Consider the following 21,713-nt stretch of genomic DNA (forward strand, 5'->3'; position numbering starts at 1 on the left):
GTGCTACGCTGATGGCCAGGCATCGCGCCCTCCGCGCCGCCTCCGGCGACCGCCCCCGCGCGAGACATCGAGGAGCAATGATCATGTGCCGCTGGCTGGCCTATTCGGGCAACCCCATCCATCTGGAAACCGTGCTGTTCCGCGCCCAGCACTCGCTGATCGACCAGAGCCTGCACTCGCGCATGGGCCATACCACCACCAACGGCGACGGCTTCGGCGTCGGCTGGTATGGCGTGCCGACGGAGCCGCCCTTCCGCTACCGTTGCGTGGCGCCGGCCTGGAGCGACCGCAACCTGCGCGAGGCCGCGCGGGCGATCCGCTCGCCGCTGTTCGTCGCCCATGTGCGCGCTGCCACCGACACCCCGGCGCAGGAGACCAACTGTCACCCCTTCCGGCACGGCCGCTGGCTGTTCGCCCACAACGGCCTGATCCGCGACTACCCGGCGGTACGGCGCGAATTGATGCTGATGATCGCCCCCGACCTGTTTCCCGTCATCGAGGGCTCCACCGATTCGGAGGTCATGTTCCTTCTCGCCCTGACCTACGGGCTGGAGCGCAACCCGGTGCAGGCGCTGGAGCAGATGGTGGGCGTGGTGGAGGCCACCGGCGCGGCCAAGGGCATCCAGCATCCACTGAACATGACCGTCGCCGCCACCGACGGCGAGCGGATCGTGGCCGTGCGCTATTCCAGCGAGGGAGAGTCGCGTTCGCTGTTCCACAGTGCCTCGTTCCGCCACCTGCGCGCGCTCTATCCGGACGACCGGCGCATCACCGCCGCCGGCGACGATGCCTTCCTGGTCCTCTCGGAGCCGCTGATCGACCTGCCCGGCGCCTGGGAGGAGGTCCCCGAGGCGACCGCGGTCGTGGCGCACGCCGGCAACGTCGAGCAGCGTCCCTTCCGGCCGCACCTGCCGGCGTTGCCGGCGCCATAGCATAGGCGCCCCCCGGCTGACGCCCTCGGCCGACACCTTGGCCGACGGGCCAGCGGTGCCGGCAGGCACGGCCCGCGGCGAACCATCCTGGCCGCAGGGACATCCGCACACGCGCGCCGCGCTTCGTGGACAATGTCCGCAGCCGCGGCGCACGCCGCGGTCCTTGCCATGCTGATCGGAGAACACCTTGACCGAGCCACTGCTCATGCCCGGACGGCGCGCCCGCGCCGCCGTCCCGGCGCACCGGAGGCAGCCATGACGACCGCCATGCTGCTGGAGAACATCCACCAGAGCGCCACCGCGCCGCTGCAGGGCGCCGGCATCTCGGTCGACCGCCGCACGGGCGCGCTGGCCGGCGACGAGTTGCGCCAGGTGCTGGCCGCCCACGACCTGGTCGGCATCCGCTCCGCCACCCACCTGCGCGCGACCGACATCGCCAGCGCGCCGCAACTGCTGTCGATCGGCTGCTTCTGCATCGGCACCTCCCAGGTCGACCTCGAGGCCGCCGCCGCGGCCGGCATTCCCGTCTTCAACGCGCCGTTCTCCAACACGCGCTCGGTGGCCGAGCTGGTGATCGCCGAGGCCGTGATGCTGCTGCGGCGCATTCCGGAGAAGAGCGCGCTGGCACATGCCGGCAAGTGGGCCAAGGGCGCCAGCGGCGCCTTCGAGGCGCGTGGCAAGACCATCGCCATCGTCGGCTACGGCAATATCGGCTCGCAGGTCGGCGTGCTGGCCGAGGCCATGGGCATGCAGGTGGTCTACTTCGACGTGCTGGCCCGCCTCTCGCTGGGCTCGGCGCGTGCCTGCGCCACACTCGAGGAGGCGGTCGGGCAGGCCGACGTGGTCACGCTGCACGTGCCCGCCACGCCGCGCACCCGCAACCTGGTCGATGCGCGGGTGCTGGCCGCGTGCAAACCCGGCGCCATCCTGATCAATGCCTCGCGCGGCACCGTGGTCGACATTGCCGCGCTGGCTGCGGCGCTGCGCGAGAAGCGCCTGGGCGGTGCCGCCATCGATGTCTTCCCCGAAGAGCCCAAGACCAACAGCGAGCCGTTCGTCAGCGAGCTGCAGGGCCTGCCCAACGTACTGCTGACCCCGCACGTCGGCGGCAGCACCGAGGAGGCGCAGGAGAACATCGGCACCGAAGTGGCGGCCAAGCTGGTCCACTTCCTGACCACCGGCGGCACCATCGGCGCGGTCAACTTCCCCGAGGTCGATCCCGGCCCTCTGCAGGCGCCGGCACGCCTGCTGAACGTGCACAGCAACGCCCCCGGCGCGCTGGCCGCGCTCAACACGCTGCTGGCACAGGACGGCGCCAACATCACCGGCCAGCACCTGCAGACGCGCGGCGCCACCGGCTATGTGGTGACCGACCTGGACCGCGTGCCCTCCGCCGGGCTGATGGAGGCACTGCGCGCGCACGCCGGCTTTGTGCGCTCGCGCCTGCTGACGCGCTGAGCGCCCGGTACGCGGCGGCGGTGCGGGGCGGCCCGGGCGGTGCGGGCGGCGCCGTGCTTCCGCGGCGAGCTGGGAAAGCCTGCACGGTTCGTGCGGGCGGCCGGCGCGGCGCCCGAGCAGGCCGCCGCAGTGCAGCCCCGAGCCGCACGCTCAAGCATCCCGCCTCGCCTCACATCCAGCCGAAGCGGCGCAGGTAGAAGCGCTTCATCGCCGTGGTCATCAGCGCATAGCCCAGCACGATCGCCACCAGCCAGGGGAAGTAGGCCAGCGGCAGCGGCACCAGCTTGAAGTTGGCCGCCAGCGGGCCCATCGGCAGGTAGATGCCGATGGCGATGATCAGCCCGGTCATCAGCGTCAGCGGCCAGGCCGCGCGGCTCTGGATGAACGGCAGCTTGGGCGTGCGGATCATGTGCACGATCAGCGTCTGCGTGACCAGCCCCACCACGAACCAGCCCGACTGGAACAGCGACTGCTGCGCCGGCGTGCTGGCGTGGAAGACGAACCACATCAGCGCGAAGGTGGCGAGGTCGAACAGCGAGCTGAGCGGCCCGAAGAACAGCATGAAGCGGCCGATGTCGCCCGGATTCCAGGTCAGCGGCCGGTTCACCAGTTCCTCGTCGACCTTGTCGAAGGGGATGGCGATCTGGGAGATGTCGTAGAGCAGGTTCTGCACCAGCAGCTGCAGCGGCAGCATCGGCAGGAAGGGCAGGAAGGCGCTCGCCACCAGCACCGAGAACACGTTGCCGAAGTTGGAGCTGGCCGTCATGCGGATGTACTTCAGCATATTGCAGAAGGTGCGCCGCCCTTCGATCACGCCGGCTTCCAGCACCATCAGGCTCTTCTCCAGCAGGATGATGTCGGCCGCCTCCTTGGCGATGTCCACCGCGCTGTCCACCGAGATGCCGATGTCGGCAGCGCGCAGCGCGGCGGCGTCGTTGATGCCGTCGCCCATGAAGCCGACCACGTGGCCGTTGGCGCGCAGCGCCTGCACGATGCGTTCCTTGTGCAGCGGCGACAGGCGCGCGAACACATTGTGCGCCTCGACCGCCTGCGCCAGCGCCGCCGCGTCCATCGTCTCCACGTCGGGCCCGAGCAGCACGCCGTCCAACTCCAGGCCGACCTCGCGGCAGACCTTGGCGGTGACCAGCTCGTTGTCGCCGGTCAGCACCTTGACGTCCACGCCGTGCGCGGCCAGCGCGCGCAGGGCCGGCGCGGTGGACTCCTTGGGCGGATCGAGGAAGGCGATGTAGCCGACCAGCGTCAGGTCGCGCTCGTCGGCCACGCTGTAGGTGGTCATCGAGGCAGGCGTTTCCTTCATCGCCACCGCCACCACGCGCAGGCCTTCCTGGTTCAGGTCGTGGGTGACCTGGCGCACCCGGGCCAGCAGCGCGCCGTCCAGCGGCCGCACCATGCCGTCGATCTGCACCCAGGTGCAGGCGGCCAGCACCTCTTCGACGGCACCCTTGCAGATCAGCTCGTTGTGGTCGCCGCGTTCGGACACCACCACCGACATGCGGCGCCGCTCGAAGTCGAAGGGGATCTCGTCGACCTTGCGGTAGTCGAGCACCAGCTTCAGTTCCTTCTGCAGCTCGGCGTGCTCCAGCACCGCACGGTCCAGCAGGTTCTTCAGGCCGGTCTGGAAATAGCTGTTCAGGTAGGCGTGCTTGAGCACCTCCTGCGAGACCTGGCCGAGCACGTCGGTATGCCGCTCCAGCACGATCTTGTCGCGTGTCAGGGTGCCGGTCTTGTCGGTGCACAGCACGTCCATCGCGCCGAAGTTCTGGATCGCGTCGAGGCGCTTGACGATGACCTGGCGGCGCGACATCAGCACCGCGCCCTTGGCCAGCGTCGAGGTCACGATCATCGGCAGCATCTCCGGCGTCAGGCCCACCGCCACCGACAGCGCGAACAGGAAGGCCTCCATCCAGTCGCCCTTGGTGAAACCGTTGACCAGCAGCACGATGGGCACCATCACCAGGGCGAAGCGGATCAGCAGCCAGCTCACCTGGTTGACGCCGGCCTGGAAGGCGGTGCCGGAGCGGTCGGCCGAGGTCGCGCGTGACGCCAGGGTGCCGAAGTAGGTGCGGTTACCCGTCTCCAGTACCACCGCGGAGGCAGCGCCAGAGACCACATTGGTGCCCATGAAGACGATATTGCCAAGTTCGAGCGCGTTGGCAGTGGGTGCGCGCAGCTCGGCGAATTTCTCCACCGGCAGTGACTCGCCGGTCATCGCGGCCTGGCTGACGAACAGGTCCTTGGCGGCGAGGATGCGGCAGTCGGCCGGGATCATGTCGCCCGCCGACAGCACCACGATCTCGCCCGGCACCAGCTCGCGCAGCGGCACTTCGATCTGTGCCGGCGGGCGCGAGTGCACCTGCATATTGAAGTGCCTGGCGTCCTCCGCCGCGCGCAGGCGCGCCAGGTCGCGCCGCACCACCGTGGCGGTGGTGCTGACCATGGCCTTGAGGGCGTCGGCGGCGCGGTTCGAGCGCCGCTCCTGCACGAAGCGGATCACCGTCGACAGCAGCACCATGGTGCCGATCACGGTGGTGGCCTGGACGTCGTCGGTCAGCCAGGAGATGACCGCCAGCACCGTCAGCAGCAGGTTGAAGGGATTACTGTAGGCGTGCCAGAAGTGAAGCCAGGCCGGCAAGGGCTTCTCGTGCTCGACCTCGTTGGGGCCCAGGCGGTCCAGCCGCTCCTCCACGTCCAGGCTGGTCAACCCGTCCTCGTGTGCACGCAGGTGTACCAGCACCGCCGGGATATCGTCGCGGGCGGCGCGGTGCAGCTCGCGCGAGAGCGCCTCGGGAACCACCCGCGCGCTCTTCTGGTCGTGCAGCGATTCGAACAGCGCGAGGCGGCGGAAGTGGTGGGTGGCGCGGCGCGTGCGCAGGAAGGCCGCGTACAGGGTTCTCAGCATGCCGAGCTTCATCGCGGCACCTCCTCGAAGGCTTGCGCGCCGGGCGGCAACGCCGCGGCGCCACGGTGACGGCAGCGGCGGCAGCGCCGGTCCGACAGGGCCAGCACGGCCGCGGCACGCCAGGCGCGCAGATAGGGCAAGGCGGCCAGCCCGAAGGGAATCAGATGGAATGACATGAAGCCTCCCCCATGCCTTGCCGGCATTCCGGCAGCAGGCAGGCGAGACGACTCCGCCGCGCGGCGCGCGGATGACGGACGAGCGCCGTCCATCGCGCGATCAGCCGATCAGCGGAAGTCGAAGCAATGGATGTGGGAGGGAGGCGTGCGGAGAACCCGCGCGCATGCCACTACCCGCCGTATCGGCCAGGCAGTGGCGAGGAATCGCCTTGACTGACTGGCCGCTCAGGAATCGGCCGGCGGCCGACTAGAACAACTGTCCATGGGAATCACCCGTAGTGAAGACGGAGCGAAGCATACCAAAGAGGCAAATCGGCGCGCAATGCCAATTTCTCGGCATTTGACATGGAAATTTCCACCCCACCGGCGGCGCGTTCATCGCGTCAGGTCCGCCTGCGTGGCACTGCCGGCGCACGCGCGCGGCGCCGCTCCCCGGCTGGCGCCGTCTCCACCGCCGTTTCCACCGCTGGCTTAGTCGCCGGCTTCGCCGCCTCGCGCCCGGCCAGCTTGGCGCTGCGCTTCGCCTGCGCGCTCGCAGCCGTCGCCCCGGCCTGCGCCGAACGCATCTGCGCGCTCTCGCTGGTGGTGACACCGATGGTGCGCGCCAGTTGGCGGCTGACGCTGATATAGGCGTGCCCGAGGCGCGCATCGAAGTAGAGCGAATCGCCCCGCGCGAGCCGCACGAACTCGCCATTGGTGAAATGCACCTCGACCTCGCCGCTGAGCACGTAGATGAACTCTTCGCCCGGGTGGCTGGCGTAGGCTTCGGGGCCGGTGATGCGGCGCGCGTGCACCGTCGCCACGGTGGGGCTCATCTGCTTGCCCGCCGCCTCGGTGCCGAGGAACTCATAGGTGATCGACTGGCCTGTGTAGACCACGCCCTGGTTGGCGCGCGTGACGATCGGCCCCTGGAACGGCGCCGCGGTCTCGCCGGCGCCGGCGAACATTTCCCCCATGTCCATCTGCAGCGCCTTGCCCAGGGCCGCAAAGTTCTCGTAGCCCAGCGCAAGCTGGCCACGCTCAGCGCGCGAGATGGTGGTGATGGAGACGCCGGACAGCTCCGACAGGTGGGCCAGGGTCCAGCCGAAGTCCTTGCGTGCGCGGCGCAGGCGCTCGCCGAAGGTCTCCCGGTCAAGGGTGCGCGATGCGTCGGCGCCGCGCGGCACGTCTTTCTCTTTCAAGCCAGATCCTCTATCGATGGCACGGCGCCGTCCCGGCGGACGGCGTGAGGGCAGATTATCCCAGAATTTGCGGATCCGCCAATTTGTGCATCCGCAAATTTGCATAAACGCAAATTTGCATAAACGCGAATTTGCGTAAACGCTAATTTGCGTATTCGCAAATTCTTGAATACACTCGCTGCACCCCTGAAGATCGCGCCCCGGCCCGGGATGCGCCGCCGACCCGATTTCATGCAAACGCCCACCTCCGCTTCCCCGCTCCGCTCCGATTTCCTGGTGATCGGCGCCGGCATTGCCGGCGCTTCCATCGCCTACTGGCTGGCGCCGCACGGCAGCGTCACCGTGCTGGAACGGGAGAGCCAGCCCGGCTACCACTCCACCGGCCGCTCGGCCGCCCTCTTCATGGAAAGCTACGGCACGCCGCAGGTGCGCGCCCTGACCATGGCCAGCCGCGCCTTCCTGGAACACCCGCCGGCCGGCTTCGCCGAGCACCCGCTGCTGAGCCCTCGCGGCGCCATGATGGTGGCCGCGCCCGGCCAGGAAGCCCTGCTCGACGAACACTGGGCGGTGCTGCACCCGATGGCGCCGGAAGCACAGCGGCTGAGCGCCGCCGAAGCCTGCGCACGCGTGCCCGTGCTGCGCCCCGAGCAGGTCATCGGCGCGGTCTACGAACCCGGTGCGGCCGACATGGACGTGCACGCCATCCACCAGGGCTATCTGCGCGGCATGCGCCAGGCCGGCGGCAAGCTGGTGTGCGATGCCGAGGTACGCGCCATCGCACGCGACGGTGCGGCGTGGCAGGTCGATACCGGCACCCAGTCCTTCCGCGCCCCGGTGCTGCTCAACGCCGCCGGCGCCTGGGCCGACGTGGTGGCGCGCCTGGCCGGCGTGGCGCCGCTGGGTCTGCAGCCCTGCCGCCGCTCGGCCTTCGTGTTCCAGCCGCCGGCCGGCCTGGACTGCCATGGCTGGCCGATGGTGCACAGTGCGGACGAATCCTGGTATCTCAAGCCCGACGCCGGCATGCTGCTCGGTTCGCCCGCCAACGCCGACCCGGTCGAGCCCCAGGACGTGCAGCCCGAAGAACTGGACATCGCCCTGGCCATCCACCGCATCGAGGAAGCCACCACCTTGTCGATCCGTCACCCGGCGCGCACCTGGGCGGGACTGCGCTCCTTCGTCGCCGACGGCGACCTGGTGGGCGGCTTCGACGACGCCGTGCCCGGCTTCTTCTGGGTGGCGGCGCAGGGCGGCTACGGCATCCAGACCTCGGCCGCCATGGGCGAGACCTGTGCTGCGCTGGCGCGCGGCCTGCCGGTGCCGGCGCACGCGGCCGCCTTCGGCCTGACCGCCGCCATACTGGGACCCGGCCGCCTGCGCCCCCGCGCCGCCTAGCGCCGCGGCGCGCGGATGGCAAGACGGACAACCAAGACAACAACGACATCCAGGAGACAACCATGCGCGTGTTCAGCGCTTCCCTCGCCACCGAGACCAACACCTTCGCGCCCATGCCCACCGGGCTGGCGTCCTTCCGCGACCGCGGCTACTTCCCGGCGGGCAAGCATCCCGACCAGATGACTTTCTTCTCCGGCCCGCTGTGGGCCGCGCGCCTGCGCGGCAAGGAACGCGGCTGGACCCTGCTGGAAGGCATGGTGGCCGGGGCCCAGCCCAGCGGCACCACCACGCGCCAGGCTTACGAGTCCCTGCGCGAGGAACTGCTGGCCGACCTGCGCGCGGCGCTGCCGGTCGACATGGTGCTGCTCGGGCTGCACGGCGCCATGGTCGCCGATGGCTACGATGACTGCGAGGGAGACCTGCTGCGCCGGGTTCGCGAGATCGTCGGGCCCGAGGTGGTGGTCGGCGCCGAACTGGACCCGCACAGCCACCTGACGCCGGCCATGACCGCGCACGCGGACCTGCTGATCGCCTTCAAGGAATATCCGCACACCGACGTGCTGGAGCGTGCGCTGGAACTGGTCGACCTGTGCGCGGCCAGGGCCGAGGGACGCATCCGCCCGGTGGCCGCGGTGGTCGACTGCGAGATGATCGTCACCATGCACACTTCGCGCGAGCCGGCGCGCGGCTTCGTCGACCGCATCCAGGCGCTGGAAGGCCGCGATGGCGTGCTGTCGATCTCCATCGCGCACGGCTTCGCCTGGGGCGACGTGCCCGAGATGGGCACCAAGGTGCTGGTCTACACCGACGGCGACCCCGCCGCCGCCCAGGCGCTCGCGCGCCGGCTGGCCGACGAGCTGATCGACCTGCGCGAGGCACTCGACGTGCCCTACCCCGGCATCGATGCCGCGCTCGACCAGGCGCTGGCCTGCGACGGCGGCCCCGTGGTGCTGGCCGACGGCGCCGACAACCCCGGCGGCGGCGCGGCCGGCGACTCCACCTTCATCCTGCGGCGCCTGCTCGAACGCGGCATCGGCAACGCCGCCATCGGCCCGCTGTGGGACCCGGTGGCGGTGCGCATCGCCTTCGAGGCCGGTGCGGGGGCACGCTTGCCGCTGCGCATCGGCGGCAAGATCGGCCCGCTGTCCGGCCAGCCCCTCGACCTCGACTGCACGGTCAAGGCGCTCCATCCCGACATGGTGATGACGGGCCTGGCCAACGCGCCGATGCCGCTCGGCGACTGCGCGCTGGTGGAAGCCGGCGGCATCGACATCGTGCTGATCACGCTGCGCAACCAGGCCATGGGCACCGACCTGTTCACGCAGCTGGGCTGCGACCTGTCGGCGCGCAAGCTCATCGTCGTCAAGTCCTCGCAGCACTTCTATGCCGCCTTCTCGAAGGTGGCACGCCATGTCATCTATGTGGGCGCGCCGGGCGCGGTCACGCTGGACCTGCGCACCCTGCCGTACCGGCATATCCGGCGGCCGAAGTGGCCGCTCGACGCCGCCTGAGCGCCGCCTCAGCGCCACCTGACGCCACCTGACGCCACCTGAGCCCGGCCAGGGCTGCCTCGCAGATAACAGGACACCAGGCCTCCGCCTCCTGGCACATCCAGGAACACCAGAGAAGCCGGCCAACACAACGGAGACACACCATGTTCCACCGCCCGCTCACCGCGCCCGCCGCGATCGTCCTCAGCGCGCTGCTCTGCACCGGCGCGGCCCTGCCGCCGCAGGCCCACGCCCAGGCTGCCGCCAAGACCCTGAAGGTCGTGCCGCACGCCGACCTGAAGATCCTCGATCCGACCTTCACCACGGCCTACATCACGCGCAATTTCGGCTACATGGTCTACGACACGCTGTTCGCCCAGGACGCGAACGGCAAGCCGCAGCCGCAGATGGTCGACACCTTCAACAGCAGCAAGGACGGCAGGCAGTGGACCTTCACGCTGCGCCCCAACCTGAAGTTCTCCGACGGCCAGCCGGTCACGGCGGCCGACGCCGTGGCCTCGCTGCAGCGCTGGGGCGCGCGCGACAGCCTCGGCCGCGCCATGGGCGAGGCCGGGGCCACCTGGAAGGCGGTCGACGCGCGCACCTTCACGCTGACCCTGCAGCAGCCCTTCGGCATGGTGCTCGACGCGCTGGCCAAGCCCTCGGGCTTCCCGCCGGTGATCCTGCCGGAACGCCTGGCCAAGCTGCCGGCCACCGCGCCGCTGACCGAGGTGGTCGGCTCCGGCCCCTACCTGTTCAAGCGCGATGAGTGGGTGCCCGGCAACAAGGCGGTGTTCGTGCGCAACCCGAACTACGTGGGCCGCCGCGAGACACCGAGCGGGCTGGCCGGCAACAAGGCCGGCCACTTCGACCGCGTCGAATGGCTCTACCTGCCCGACGCGAACAGCGCCATCGCCGCGCTCAAGCGGGGCGAGGTCGACCTGATCGAGCAGCTGCCGCCCGACTACATCACCCCCCTGCGCGCCGATCCCGCCATCAAGATCGGCGCCGGCGGCACCTACCAGGGTATGCTGGTGATGAACCAGCTCCATCCGCCCTTCAACAACCCCAAGGTGCGCCAGGCGGTGCTGCAGGCGGTCAGCCAGGAACGCTTCACCGCGGCCATGGGCTTCCCGCTGGACATGCGCATGAACTACTGCGCCACCTTCTTCATCTGCGGCAGCCCGAACGACACCTCGGCCGGCGCCGATCCCTTCCGCAAGGCCGACGTGGCCAAGGCCAAGCAGATGCTGGCGGGTGCCGGCTACAAGGGCGAGAAGGTGGTGCTGCTGGTGCCCACCGACGTCACCGCCCTCAATGCCGAGGCGCTGATGGCGGCGCAGACCCTGCGCAGCATCGGCATCAACGTCGACATGCAGAACATGGACTGGGCCTCGATCGGCGCGCGCCGCGCCAAGCGCGACGCGCCCGAGGCCGGCGGCTGGAACATGTACGTCACCGTGGCCGGCGAGTTCGACGCCAACTCCCCCATCACCAATGCCTACCTGAGCGCGGCCTGCGGCAGCAGCCTGCCCGGCTGGCCCTGCGACAAGCCGCTCGACGAACTGCGCAGCGCCTGGGTGCGCGAGACCGTGCCGGCCAAGCGCCGCGAACTGCTCGACGCCTTCCAGAAGCGCGCCTACGAGGCCGTGCCCTACGTGAACGCCGGCCAGTATTCGGCGGCCTTCGCCGCCCGCGCCAACCTCAAGGGCCTGGACAAGCTGTGGGGCGGCGTGCCCACGGTCTGGGCCCTCGACCGCTGAGCCGGGGCCGCCATGGGCTTCCTGCTCCGCCGCCTGCTGGCCACGCTGCCGGTGATGGCCGTGGTGGCCGTCGTGGTCTTCCTGCTGATCCACCTGTCGCCGGGCGATCCGGCGGCGCTGATCGCCGGGGACCTCGCCACTGCCGACGACATCGCCCGCCTGCGCGGCGCGCTCGGCCTCGACCAGCCGCTCTGGCGGCAGTTCCTGCTGTGGGCCGGGCGCCTGGCCGGCGGCGACCTCGGCACTTCGATCTTCACCCAGGTGCCGGTCACCACCCTGCTGGCCCAGCGGCTCGAGCCGACCGTGTCGATCGCCGCGCTGACCATGCTGCTGACGCTGCTGGTGGCGGTGCCGCTCGGCACGCTGGCGGCCTACCGCGCCGGCAGCTGGGTCGACCGCCTGGTGATGCTGTTCGCCGTGCTGGCCTTCTCGCTGCCGGTGTTCCTGGTCGGCTACCTGCTGGTCTATGCCTTCGCCATCCGCCTGCCCTGGTTCCCGGTGCAAGGCTACGTGCCGCTGGCCGAAGGCGCCGGCGCCTGGCTGCGCAGCCTGGTGCTGCCCTGCATCAACCTGGCGCTGGTCTACATCGCGCTGGTGACGCGCATGACGCGCGCCACCGTGCTCGAGGTGCTGCACGAGGACTACATCCGCACCGCGCGCGCCAAGGGCCTGGGCGTGCTGCCGGTGCTGGGCCACGCGCTGCGCAACGCCGCGGTGCCGATCGCCACCACGGTGGGCATCGGCATCGCGCTGCTGATCGGCGGCGTGGTGGTCACCGAGACCGTGTTCGCCATTCCGGGCATCGGCCGCCTGGTGGTGGACTCCGTGCAGCGCCACGACTACCCGGTGATCCAGAGCGTGCTGCTGTTGTCCGCCGGCGTCTACGTGCTGATCAACCTCCTGATCGACCTCAGCTACCGGCTGTTCGATCCGCGCATCCGCTACTGAGCCGGAGCCCGACCATGACCCCATCCCTGCCCGCCGCGCCGGTGGACGGCGCGACGGACGCCGCCCCGAACGGCACCCCGAACGGCGCCGACCTGACCGACGACACCCCGTTCAAGCTGCCCCGCTGGTACTGGGTGCGCAAGCACCCGACCCTGCTGATCGGCGCGCTGCTGCTGCTTGCCGTGGCCGCGCTCGCGCTGGCCGCGCCCTGGCTCGCGCCCTTCGACCCGCAGGACATCGATCCCCTGGCGCGCATGCAGCCCCCATCCGCCGTGCACTGGTTCGGCACCGACGCGCTCGGCCGCGATGTCTTCAGCCGCGCCGTCTGGGGCGGCCGCGTCTCGCTGACGGTGGCCCTCGCGGTGGGCCTGCTGGCCACCGTGCTCGGCGTGGCGCTCGGCCTCACCGCCGGCTTCGTGCGCTGGACCGATGCCTTCCTGATGCGCGTGATGGACGGCCTGATGGCCATCCCCGGCGTGCTGCTGGCGATCGCCCTGATGGCGCTGACCCAGGCCAGCCTGGGCGCCGTCATCGTCGCCATCACGGTGCCCGAGGTGCCGCGCGTGGTGCGGCTGGTGCGTTCGCTGGCGCTGACGCTGCGCGAGCAGCTCTACGTCGAGGCCGCGCACGCGCTCGGCACGCGCCTGCCGGTGATCCTGCTGCGCCATGTGCTGCCCAATATGGTGGCGCCCCTGGTGGTGCAGGCCACCTTCATCGCCGCCGCCGCGGTGCTGACCGAGGCGGCCCTGTCCTTCCTCGGCGTGGGCGTGCCGCCGCAGACGCCGAGCTGGGGCAATATGATGGCCGAAGGCCGCAACTTCGTCGCCGTGGCCTTCCACATCCTGCTCTATCCCGGCCTGCTGCTCGCCACCACCGTGCTGGCCATCAACCTGCTCGGCGACGGCCTGCGCGACGCCCTCGATCCGCGCCTGGCGCGCCAACTCTGAACCCTCATCCCGGGAGCCGAACATGATGCCAGACCGGACCACGCCGCCCGCCGGCACGCCGCTGCTGGAAGTCCAGGACCTGCAGGTCCGTTTCGATACCCTCAGCGGGCCGGCGCGCTCCGTCAACGGCGTGTCCTACACCGTGCGCGCCGGCGAGACGCTCGGCGTGGTGGGCGAGTCGGGCTGCGGCAAGAGCGTGACCGCGCTCGCCATCATGCGCCTGCTGGCCACGCCGCCCGCCCGCGTGCGCGGCAGCATCCGCCTGCGCGGCACCGAGCTGCTGGCGCTGAGCGAGCGCGAGATGCGCCGCATCCGCGGCAACCGCATCTCGATGATCTTCCAGGAGCCGATGACCTCGCTCAACCCGGTGCTGACCATCGGCCGCCAGATCGGCGAGACGGTGCGCCTGCACCAGGGCGCCAGCCGCGCCGAGGCGCGCCGGCGCGCCATCGAGATGCTGCGCCTGGTGCAGATTCCCGAGCCGGAGCGCCGTGTCGACGAGTATCCGCACCAGCTTTCGGGCGGCATGCGCCAGCGCGTGATGATCGCGCTGGCACTGGCCTGCCATCCCGAAGTGCTGATCGCCGACGAACCCACCACCGCGCTGGACGTCACCATCCAGGCGCAGATCCTCGAGCTGGTGCGCCGGCTGCAGCAGGAACTCGGCATGGGCGTGGTGATGATCACGCATGACCTCGGCGTGGTGGCGGAGAGCTGCCAGCGCGTGGTGGTGATGTACGCCGGGCGCAAGGTGGAGGAAGCCGACGTGACCGAGCTGTTCGACCGGCCGCTGCACCCCTACACGCGTGCGCTGATGGCCTCGATGCCCTCGCTCAATGCGGGCGGCGGGCGCCTGGCCGAGATCCCCGGCCTGGTGCCCTCGCCGCTGCAGCCGCAGCGTGGCTGCGCCTTCGCGCCGCGCTGCGCGCTGGCCGAGGCACGCTGCCACCAACAGGCGCCGGCGCTGGCCGAATCCGGCGCCGGCCACCTGGTGGCCTGCTTCGCCGTGGCCGCCGCCCACCCCGCATCCCCGCTGGAGATCGCCGCATGAACGCCCCCGCCCAGGCCGCCGTCCCCTTGCTGCAGGTCGAAGGCCTGCGCAAGCACTACGCCGCGCCGCGCCGCTGGCCGGCCCCGCCGCCCGCGCCGGTACAGGCCGTCGATGGCGTCTCCTTCACGGTGGCGCGCGGCGAGACGCTGTCGCTGGTCGGCGAATCGGGCTGCGGCAAGACCACCACCGCCAAGTCCGTGCTGCGCCTGGTGGAACCCAGCGCCGGCTCGGTGCGCCTGGACGGCGAAGAACTGCTGGAGCTGTCGGCCAGCGCCATGCGCCAGCGCCGGCGCGACGTGCAGATCATCTTCCAGGACCCCTACGCCTCCTTGAGCCCGCGCCTGACCGCCGGCGAGATCGTCGCCGAGCCGCTGCGCAATTTCGGCATGCGCTCGCGCGCCGAGCGCGAGGCGCGCGTGCAGTGGCTGTTCGGCAAGGTCGGGCTGCGCCCGGAAGCGGCCGCGCGCTATCCGCACGAGTTCTCCGGCGGCCAGCGCCAGCGCCTGGGCATCGCGCGCGCGCTGGCGCTGCAGCCCAGGCTGATCGTCTGCGACGAACCGGTCTCCGCGCTCGACGTGTCGGTGCAGGCCCAGGTGGTCAATCTGCTGATGGACCTGCAGCAGGAATTCGGCATCGCCTACCTGTTCGTCGCCCATGACCTGGCCGTGGTACGCCATATCAGCCACCGCGTGGCGGTGATGTACCTGGGCCGCATCGTCGAGCTGGCCGACCGCGACACGCTGTTCGACGCGCCGCGCCACCCCTACACCGAGATCCTGCTGTCGGCCGCGCCGGTACCCGACCCGCGCGCGCCGGTGCGCCGCATGGTGCTGCAGGGCGACCCGCCCAGCCCGGCGCGGCCGCCCTCCGGCTGCCGCTTCCATACGCGCTGCCCGCTGGCGCAGGAGGTCTGCCGCACCCAGGCGCCGGCGCTGACCCCGCGCCCGGGCGCCGGGGCCGCCGAGCACCTGGTGGCCTGCCATTTCCGCTGAAGGTGGCACCCCGCTGCTGCCTCCCTTTCCGATCCCCTTGCCCTGCCCAGGAGAACCCCACGATGGCTGAACCGGTTACCACCCACCACGACCTGCTGATCCGCGGCGGCACCGTGATCGACGGCAGCAGGGCACCGCGCTTCGAAGCCGACGTGGCCGTGCGCGACGGCCGCATCGCCGCCATCGGCGACCTGTCCGGCCACAGCGCCGCGCGCACGCTCGACGCGCACGGCCGCATCGTCGCGCCCGGCTTCATCGATTCCCATACCCACGACGACCAGGCCGTGCTGTCGCAGCCGGCCATGCCGTTCAAGGTCTCGCAGGGTGTCACCACGGTGGTGGCCGGCAACTGCGGCATCAGCGCCGCGCCGCTGCGCGCCGACATGGACCTGCCGATGCCGCTGGGCCTGATCGACGCCCCGCCCGACGGCCGCTTCGGCACCTTCGCCGCCTACCTCGACGCGCTGCGCGCGGCGCCCAGCTCGGTCAACGTGGCCGCCATGGTCGGCCATTCCACGCTGCGCGCGGTCACCATGGCCTCGCTCGAGCGCCCGGCCGAGGCCGGCGAGATCGCCGCCATGCAGGCCCTGGTGGAAGAGGCGATGCAGGCCGGCGCCATCGGCCTCTCGACCGGCACCTTCTACCCGCCGGCGGCCAAGGCCACCACCGAAGAGATCATCGAGGTATGCCGGCCGCTGAGCGCGCGCAAGGCGCTCTATGTCACCCATATGCGCAACGAATCCGACCATGTGATGGAGGCGCTGCAGGAGACCTTCCGCATCGGCCGCGCGCTCGACGTGCCGGTGGTGGTGTCGCACCACAAGGTGCAGAACACCCCCAACTTCGGCCGCAGCCGCGTCACGCTGCCCTTCATCCAGGAGACCATGCGGCAACAGTGTGTGTCGCTCGACTGCTATCCCTACACCGCCGGCTCCACCATGATCCGCACCGAGGCGCACATGCTGGAAGGCCGCGTGCGCATCGCCTCCAGCCAGCCGCACCCCGAGTGCGCCGGCCGCGACCTCGACGAGATCGCGCGCGAATGGGGCGTGTCCAAGCAGGAGGCCGCGCAGCGCCTGCAGCCCGGCACCGCGATCTACTTCCTGATGGACGAGGGCGATGTGCAGCGCATCCTCGCCTTCGAGGACACCATGATCGGCTCCGACGGCATTCCCGTGGGCGAAAATCCGCACCCGCGCCTGTGGGGCACCTTCCCGCGCGTGCTCGGCCACTACTGCCGCGACATCGGCCTGTTCCCGCTGGAAACCGCGGTGTGGAAGATGACCGGACTCACCGCGCGCAACTTCGGCCTGCACGGGCGCGGCACGCTGGCGGCGGGCAATCATGCCGACCTCGTCATCTTCGACGCCGGCACGATACGCGACGCGGCGGACTACGACACGCCCACGCGGCCGGCCGAAGGCATCGATACCGTGATCGTCAACGGCGCCGTCACCTGGCACGCGGGCCGGCATACGGGCGCGCGCAACGGCCAGGTCATCACGCGGCGCGATCCCGTGGCGGCTTAGCCAGGCGGCGAGCCGACCAGCCGGCCGAGCCGCCGAGCTGCCGAGCTGCTGAAACCCTAAGGCGCGGGCGCGCCGCCCGGCCGTGCGCCGGCCGCGGCGCGCCAGGCCTCCAGCTGCGCGCGCACCGCCGCCAGGTGCTCGCCTGCGGCATCGACCGCGTCCTCGAGCTGCTGCGGCGTGCAGTGCAGCTCCGCGCACCAGTAACGCGCCTCCAGGGCATCCATCAGGTTGACCCGGCCCGGGTCCAGGGGCCGGAAGCCCTGCGGAATGTCGCTCATGCCTGCCTCCCTATGTCGGCGGGCGCCACCTGTCCCGCCGGCGCGTGCTTGCGGCCGGCATCCGTGCGACGCCTTCAGGCACTGTAGACCAAATCCGCCTGCATGCAGCCCGGGCGCACCAGGCCCGGACCATGCTCCGGGGCCGCCTTCCTGCAAGGCGGGCCGCGACCGGGCGCCGCCGCGCGCTCAGGCGCGCTGCGGGGGAAACACATACCAGCATCCGTCGCCGTGCCGGAAGAAGAACAAGGCGAGGCGGCTGTCGCCATGCGCGGCCTCCACCCGCACGCAGCCGTACGGATTCACCGGTGAGCGCGCCACACGCGTGATGCGCACCGGCAGGCCGGCCGCCGGCCCCATCCATTTGCCGATCAGCCGGCGCAGCGATATCGCATCGGTCCGCATGGCATCCTCTTCCTCAGCCTGCGTGGGTGACGTACGGCACGCAGCCGGCGGCGCAACGCGCCGATGCCCGCCCGGGTCGGGGCCTGGCCGTGGCGAGCCGTCCCCGGCGAGGGCCTGGGATTGCGCGGCCCGCTTTGAGCGCGGCGCCCCAGTGGCTATGCTGATCGATGGGCGCGCGCTCCCCGGTGCCACCTCGACCCGGGCCTTGCGGCGGCCGTGGCGGCACGCCCGGCATGGCAGGTGCCGGCCGATCGCAGTGATTCCGTGGACCCGCATCGTGAACATCGTGCGTTGCGCATCGCCATTCCCTTGGCAGTCTTCCGCCTGCACGGACGTCGGGCGGGTGCGGCTGCGCAACGAGGACGCCTGCCTCGACCTGCCCGGGCGCGGCCTGTGGGCCGTGGCCGACGGCATGGGCGGCCACGCGCTCGGCGACTACGCCAGCCAGGCGGTGGTGGCCGCGCTGGCCGCGCTGCCCGCGCCCGCCACGCTGCAGGACGCGCTGCGCGATGCGCGCGCGGCGCTGCAGCGGGTTAACCAGGCGCTGCTCGACGAGGCCGCGCGCCGCCGCGTGCCGTGCATCGGCAGTACCGTGGTGGTGCTGCTCGCCTGCGGTGCGCCCCGTGCCTGCCGCTGTGCCTGCCTGTGGGCGGGCGACAGCCGGCTCTACGCCCTGCGCGACGGCCACCTCTCGCGCATCACGCACGACCACAACCGCGCGGAAGAGCTGCGCGCGCGCAGGCTGATCACCGCCGGGCAGGCCCGGCACCACCCGGCGCAGAACCTGGTCACGCGTGCACTCGGCGCCGCCGCCACGCTCGAGACGGAAGAACGGGAGATCGAAGCCGAAGCCGGCACCGTGTTCCTGCTGTGCAGCGACGGTCTCAGCAACGAGCTCTGCGACGAAGACATCGCGTCGATCCTGGCGGCCTGCGGCGACGACTGTGCGCAGGCCGCCAGGGCCCTGGTGCAGGCCGCGCTCGAGCGCGGCGGCAGCGACAATGTCTCTGCGGTCGTGGTACGTGCCGGCGAGGCCGGCCTGCCAGCCGGGCCCTTGCCGGATTCCGCGTGACGCGAGGGTTCCGCGGTCCCCGCTCATCACTTGCCCCGCTGCGACTCCACGAAGGCCTGCACCGCCCACAGCACCTCCTGCGGCAGCAGCCCTTCCCACGGCGGCATGTGCACCACGCCGACCCGCACCTTGCCGTGCAGCACCGAGTCGCGGAAGAAAACGTCGTTGTCGACCATGCAGTCGTGGCGCAGCTTGGCGTCGCCGATAGCGCGGCAGAAACCGTCGAGCCGGCGCAGGTCGGGCGCGCTGCCGCCGCCGGCGGCATCGGCGCCGTGGCAGCGCGCACACGACTGGTTGAATACCGTGCGCCCGACCGCTTCGGCCTCGGCGTTGCCGCGATAGGGGTTCTCTGTGCGCCACTCGGTACCGAGCGGCGGCAGCCGCGAGGCGTCGACCACCGGCGCATGCGCGACCTCGGCCGCCGCGCAGCCGATGGTCAGCACGAACAGGGCCAGCGCGGCCAGCGCCAGCCAGAGCGTCATCGCGAGCATGCCCATGGTCTTCCCCCTGGGTTCCCGGTGCGGATGTTGAAGGATCGATGTCATGGTGCCTACCAGTCCGTCGGGCAGCCGCGGCAGCCCTCGAAGGCGCTGTCGGGAAAGATCGTGTAGCGGATCAGGCTCCCTTCCAGCGTGGCATTGCGCAGGTTAACGGTCACGAATTTGGTTTCCTGCAGGTTGGCGTCGGCCAGCTTGGCGCCGGCGAACCAGGCGAATTGCGCACGCGCCGCTTCCAGGCTGGCGGCGGTGAGGTCGGCGCCACTGAAATCGGCGCGCATGATGCGGCCGAATTCCAGGTCGGCGCCGACCAGCCTGGCGTTGCGGAAGGTCGCCGCAGGGGCGTTGACCTTGTTCAGGCGCGCGCCGGTCAGGTCGGCGCCGTCGAGATTGGCGCCGGCCAGGTTGGTGCCGCGCAGGTCGGCCCGCGCCAGCCGGGCGCCGCGCAGGTCGGCGCCGGCCAGGTTCTGGCCGGACAGGTCGGCATGGCGCAGGTCGGCGCCGGCGCAGCGGGCATGGGGCCAGATGCCGCAGCCGTTGATGATCAGCGGCGTGATGGTCTTCGGCTGGGCCTGGGCGGCAGGCGCGGCCAGCGCCATGGCTGCGCCCAGCATGAACACCGCATGGCGGGGGAAACGCGCAGGGCGGGCGGGAAGTCGCATGGGAAGCTCCTGAAGCGGGCGGAAAGCGGATCCGAGCGGATCCGAGCAGCGCCACCGCATGACACGCGCGGCGCCGGCGGGCGGCCGAGGCGGCGGGACGCTCGCCCCGCCGCCTCGGCCCCTCCTGCTTACAGCCGTGTCGCCTTGGGCAGCTTGAACACCCACATCGAGCCGCCCTGCGTGACCTGCTTGGTCAGCTCGGCCATATCGCCGCCCCACAACGGCACCGCGCCGCCGTAGCCCGACTGCACGCCGATGTACTGGTCGCCGTCCATTTCCCAGGTGATCGGCACCGAGACCACGCCGGAGCCGGTCTGGAAGCTCCACAGCTCCTTGCCGGTCTTGGCATCGAAGGCCTTCATGAAGCCGTCCGAGGTACCGGTGAAGACCAGGCCACCGGCAGTGGTCAGCGTGCCGGCCCACAGCGGGAACTTCTCCTTGTGCTCCCAGGCGATCTTGCCGGTCTTGGGATCGATGGCGCGCAGGATACCCACGTGGTCGTCGAACAGGCGCTTGATGCGGAAGCCCTGGCCGAGGTAGGCCGAACCCGGCTTGTAGGTCAGGTGCTCGGTCCAGTAGTCCATCGCCCAGTGGTTGGCGGGGATGTAGAACAGGCCGGTGTCGGGGCTGTAGGACATCGGGTGCCAGTTGGTGCCGCCGAGGAAGGGCGGCGAGACGAACACGCTCTCGCCCTTGTCCTCGCCGTCCTTGGGCAGCGGCGGGCGGTTGTTCTTCTCGATCGGCTTGCCGGTCTTGAGGTCGAAGCCCGAGGCCCAGGTGATGCCGTCGACGAAGGGCCAGGCCCCGATCAGCGAGGTCGGCTTGTTGGGATAGCCGGCGCCGGTGGCGAGCTTCTCGCGGTCGGTGACGAAGAAGAAGCCGTTGCGGTCGGCGTGCGCCGAGGCCTTGATCTGCTTGCCGGTCTTGGCGTCCTTGTACTCGAACAGGATCACCGAGTTATTGCCCGAGAAGTCCCAGGCATCGTTGGGCGTGTGCTGGTAGAAACCCTTCAGTTCGCCGGTGCTGGCATCGACGTAGGCCTGGCCGGAGGTGAACAGGCTGTCCCAGTTGCGCGGGTCGTCGCCCTTGGCGGTGCGCTTCCAGGTGTTCCACGGCGCCGGATTGCCCGCGCCGATGACGATGGTGTTGGTATCCACGTCGAAGGAGGCGCTCTGCCACGGCGCGCCGCCACCGTGGTTCCAGGCCTCGACCTTGCCGGTGGGCGATTCGGGGTCGGCCGGCCAGGACGGCGCCTTGGGATCGCCGGTGGGCGTGCTGTCCTTGCCGTCGAGGCGGCCCATATGGCCTTCCACCAGCGGGCGCGCCCACACCTCCTTGCCGGTATCGGGATCGCGCGCGAACAGCCAGCCGACCACGCCGAACTCGTCGCCCGAGGAACCGTGCACCAGCAATACGCGGCCGGTGCGCTTGTCCTTGACGATGGTGGGCGCGCCGGTCATGGTGTAGCCGACCTTGTGGTCGCCGAACTTCTCCTTCCAAACCACCTTGCCGGTCTTGCGGTCGAGCGCCACCACGGCGGCGTCGAGCGTGCCGAAGTAGACCTTGTCGCCGTAGATGGCGGCGCCGCGGTTGACCACGTCGCAGCAGGGGCGGATATCGTTGGGCAGGCGGTGCTCGTAGGCCCACAACTGCTTGCCGGTACGCGCGTCGATGGCATAGAAGCGCGAGTACGAAGCGGTGATGTAGATCACGCCGTCGCGCACCAGCGCCTGGCCCTCCTGCCCACGCTGCTTCTCGCCGCCGAAGGAGAACGACCAGGCCGGCACCAGCTGGCTCACGGTCTTGGCGTTGACCTGCTTGAGCGGGCTGTAGCGCTGCGCCTTCACGCCCAGGCCATAGGTCAGCACGTCGCCGGGGGTCTTGTCGTCGTTGAGGATGTCTTCCCAGGTCACGTCGCCGGCGGCGGCTTCGGCGGCGCCGACCATGGCGCCGAAGGACAGCGCGGCGGCCGTCAGCACGACCAGGCTCTTGAGCGCGGGCAGCGCGGATTGTTGTGGCTTCA

19 protein-coding genes are annotated in these 21,713 nt (G+C 70.8%); 11 read left to right on the forward strand and 8 right to left on the reverse strand.

Translation table 11 applies throughout. From position 1 onward, the window contains the following. Window positions 1–83: 83 nt before the first annotated feature. Window positions 84–932 (forward strand): class II glutamine amidotransferase, encoded by an 849-nt coding sequence (locus BKK79_RS33915; RefSeq protein WP_071040551.1) that lies wholly within the window; start codon window positions 84–86, stop codon window positions 930–932. 255 nt (window positions 933–1,187) lie between these two features. Continuing rightward, window positions 1,188–2,390: a phosphoglycerate dehydrogenase gene (serA, locus tag BKK79_RS33920; RefSeq protein ID WP_071040036.1), complete on the forward strand. Its 1,203-nt coding sequence runs from the start codon at window positions 1,188–1,190 to the stop codon at window positions 2,388–2,390. Between the two features lie 169 nt (window positions 2,391–2,559). Here the strand turns inward: serA and mgtA are convergent, their stop codons facing one another. From mgtA to BKK79_RS33930, 3 genes are all read right to left on the reverse strand, one after another. Next, on the reverse strand, window positions 2,560–5,322 hold the full coding sequence (gene mgtA, locus BKK79_RS33925; RefSeq protein ID WP_071040037.1) for a magnesium-translocating P-type ATPase: 2,763 nt from the start codon (window positions 5,320–5,322) through the stop codon (window positions 2,560–2,562). Further along, complete coding sequence (locus BKK79_RS40795; protein ID WP_157128593.1) at window positions 5,319–5,486, reverse strand: hypothetical protein; 168 nt, start codon at window positions 5,484–5,486, stop codon at window positions 5,319–5,321. Before BKK79_RS40795 ends, mgtA begins: the two co-directional genes overlap by 4 nt. Window positions 5,487–5,869: 383 nt before the next feature. Further along, window positions 5,870–6,667, reverse strand: a complete 798-nt coding sequence (locus BKK79_RS33930; protein ID WP_232346386.1) for a helix-turn-helix domain-containing protein — start codon at window positions 6,665–6,667, stop codon at window positions 5,870–5,872. A 231-nt stretch (window positions 6,668–6,898) separates the two neighbouring features. Between BKK79_RS33930 and BKK79_RS33935 the strand changes: the two genes are divergently transcribed. From BKK79_RS33935 to BKK79_RS33970, 8 genes are all read left to right on the forward strand, one after another. Beyond that, entirely contained in the window at window positions 6,899–8,059 is a 1,161-nt protein-coding gene (locus BKK79_RS33935) for an NAD(P)/FAD-dependent oxidoreductase (protein ID WP_071040552.1), read from the forward strand. 62 nt (window positions 8,060–8,121) lie between these two features. Next, complete coding sequence (locus BKK79_RS33940; RefSeq protein WP_071040038.1) at window positions 8,122–9,570, forward strand: M81 family metallopeptidase; 1,449 nt, start codon at window positions 8,122–8,124, stop codon at window positions 9,568–9,570. 143 nt (window positions 9,571–9,713) lie between these two features. Then, window positions 9,714–11,312: an ABC transporter substrate-binding protein gene (locus BKK79_RS33945; RefSeq protein WP_071040039.1), complete on the forward strand. Its 1,599-nt coding sequence runs from the start codon at window positions 9,714–9,716 to the stop codon at window positions 11,310–11,312. Window positions 11,313–11,324: 12 nt separating this feature from the next. Next, a complete protein-coding gene (locus tag BKK79_RS33950) occupies window positions 11,325–12,260 on the forward strand; it encodes an ABC transporter permease (protein ID WP_071019805.1) in 936 nt (311 codons plus the stop codon). Between the two features lie 14 nt (window positions 12,261–12,274). Further along, window positions 12,275–13,207: an ABC transporter permease gene (locus BKK79_RS33955; protein ID WP_084085527.1), complete on the forward strand. Its 933-nt coding sequence runs from the start codon at window positions 12,275–12,277 to the stop codon at window positions 13,205–13,207. A gap of 22 nt (window positions 13,208–13,229) precedes the next feature. Beyond that, entirely contained in the window at window positions 13,230–14,258 is a 1,029-nt protein-coding gene (locus tag BKK79_RS33960; protein WP_071019803.1) for an ABC transporter ATP-binding protein, read from the forward strand. Continuing rightward, window positions 14,255–15,250 (forward strand): ABC transporter ATP-binding protein, encoded by a 996-nt coding sequence (locus BKK79_RS33965; protein WP_071019800.1) that lies wholly within the window; start codon window positions 14,255–14,257, stop codon window positions 15,248–15,250. The genes BKK79_RS33960 and BKK79_RS33965 overlap by 4 nt, the downstream gene beginning before the upstream one ends. Before the next feature lie 62 nt (window positions 15,251–15,312). Next, the gene (locus BKK79_RS33970) at window positions 15,313–16,779 is read left to right on the forward strand and encodes an N-acyl-D-amino-acid deacylase family protein (protein ID WP_071040040.1); all 1,467 of its coding nucleotides are present in this window, start codon (window positions 15,313–15,315) and stop codon (window positions 16,777–16,779) included. Window positions 16,780–16,835: 56 nt separating this feature from the next. Here the strand turns inward: BKK79_RS33970 and BKK79_RS33975 are convergent, their stop codons facing one another. Both BKK79_RS33975 and BKK79_RS33980 read right to left on the reverse strand, forming a co-directional pair. Then, window positions 16,836–17,057, reverse strand: a complete 222-nt coding sequence (locus BKK79_RS33975; protein ID WP_071019794.1) for a DUF3606 domain-containing protein — start codon at window positions 17,055–17,057, stop codon at window positions 16,836–16,838. A gap of 186 nt (window positions 17,058–17,243) precedes the next feature. Further along, entirely contained in the window at window positions 17,244–17,459 is a 216-nt protein-coding gene (locus BKK79_RS33980) for a hypothetical protein (protein ID WP_071040041.1), read from the reverse strand. Between the two features lie 286 nt (window positions 17,460–17,745). Between BKK79_RS33980 and BKK79_RS33985 the strand changes: the two genes are divergently transcribed. Continuing rightward, a complete protein-coding gene (locus BKK79_RS33985) occupies window positions 17,746–18,531 on the forward strand; it encodes a PP2C family protein-serine/threonine phosphatase (RefSeq protein ID WP_071040554.1) in 786 nt (261 codons plus the stop codon). A gap of 26 nt (window positions 18,532–18,557) precedes the next feature. Here the strand turns inward: BKK79_RS33985 and pedF are convergent, their stop codons facing one another. The 3 genes from pedF to BKK79_RS34000 all read right to left on the reverse strand — a co-directional run bounded on the left by pedF (window position 18,558) and on the right by BKK79_RS34000 (window position 21,636). Then, window positions 18,558–19,076 (reverse strand): cytochrome c-550 PedF, encoded by a 519-nt coding sequence (gene pedF / locus BKK79_RS33990; RefSeq protein WP_198173370.1) that lies wholly within the window; start codon window positions 19,074–19,076, stop codon window positions 18,558–18,560. A 5-nt stretch (window positions 19,077–19,081) separates the two neighbouring features. Continuing rightward, entirely contained in the window at window positions 19,082–19,690 is a 609-nt protein-coding gene (locus BKK79_RS33995) for a pentapeptide repeat-containing protein (RefSeq protein ID WP_071040042.1), read from the reverse strand. A gap of 128 nt (window positions 19,691–19,818) precedes the next feature. Beyond that, on the reverse strand, window positions 19,819–21,636 hold the full coding sequence (locus BKK79_RS34000; RefSeq protein ID WP_231908249.1) for a methanol/ethanol family PQQ-dependent dehydrogenase: 1,818 nt from the start codon (window positions 21,634–21,636) through the stop codon (window positions 19,819–19,821). Window positions 21,637–21,713: the final 77 nt, after the last annotated feature.

Origin of the sequence: Cupriavidus sp. USMAA2-4 (genome assembly GCF_001854305.1) — a bacterium.
GTDB lineage: Bacteria > Pseudomonadota > Gammaproteobacteria > Burkholderiales > Burkholderiaceae > Cupriavidus > Cupriavidus malaysiensis.

Coding starts and splice junctions, on each gene's coding strand:
- BKK79_RS33915 (WP_071040551.1), top strand. CDS start 84: ATGTGCCGCTGGCTGGCCTATTCGGGCAACCCCATCCATCTGGAAACC.
- serA (WP_071040036.1), top strand. CDS start 1,188: ATGACGACCGCCATGCTGCTGGAGAACATCCACCAGAGCGCCACCGCG.
- mgtA (WP_071040037.1), bottom strand. CDS start 5,322: ATGAAGCTCGGCATGCTGAGAACCCTGTACGCGGCCTTCCTGCGCACG.
- BKK79_RS40795 (WP_157128593.1), bottom strand. CDS start 5,486: ATGTCATTCCATCTGATTCCCTTCGGGCTGGCCGCCTTGCCCTATCTG.
- BKK79_RS33935 (WP_071040552.1), top strand. CDS start 6,899: ATGCAAACGCCCACCTCCGCTTCCCCGCTCCGCTCCGATTTCCTGGTG.
- BKK79_RS33940 (WP_071040038.1), top strand. CDS start 8,122: ATGCGCGTGTTCAGCGCTTCCCTCGCCACCGAGACCAACACCTTCGCG.
- BKK79_RS33945 (WP_071040039.1), top strand. CDS start 9,714: ATGTTCCACCGCCCGCTCACCGCGCCCGCCGCGATCGTCCTCAGCGCG.
- BKK79_RS33950 (WP_071019805.1), top strand. CDS start 11,325: ATGGGCTTCCTGCTCCGCCGCCTGCTGGCCACGCTGCCGGTGATGGCC.
- BKK79_RS33955 (WP_084085527.1), top strand. CDS start 12,275: ATGACCCCATCCCTGCCCGCCGCGCCGGTGGACGGCGCGACGGACGCC.
- BKK79_RS33960 (WP_071019803.1), top strand. CDS start 13,230: ATGATGCCAGACCGGACCACGCCGCCCGCCGGCACGCCGCTGCTGGAA.
- BKK79_RS33965 (WP_071019800.1), top strand. CDS start 14,255: ATGAACGCCCCCGCCCAGGCCGCCGTCCCCTTGCTGCAGGTCGAAGGC.
- BKK79_RS33970 (WP_071040040.1), top strand. CDS start 15,313: ATGGCTGAACCGGTTACCACCCACCACGACCTGCTGATCCGCGGCGGC.
- BKK79_RS33975 (WP_071019794.1), bottom strand. CDS start 17,057: ATGAGCGACATTCCGCAGGGCTTCCGGCCCCTGGACCCGGGCCGGGTC.
- BKK79_RS33980 (WP_071040041.1), bottom strand. CDS start 17,459: ATGCGGACCGATGCGATATCGCTGCGCCGGCTGATCGGCAAATGGATG.
- pedF (WP_198173370.1), bottom strand. CDS start 19,076: ATGACATCGATCCTTCAACATCCGCACCGGGAACCCAGGGGGAAGACC.
- BKK79_RS33995 (WP_071040042.1), bottom strand. CDS start 19,690: ATGCGACTTCCCGCCCGCCCTGCGCGTTTCCCCCGCCATGCGGTGTTC.
- BKK79_RS34000 (WP_231908249.1), bottom strand. CDS start 21,636: ATGGTCGGCGCCGCCGAAGCCGCCGCCGGCGACGTGACCTGGGAAGAC.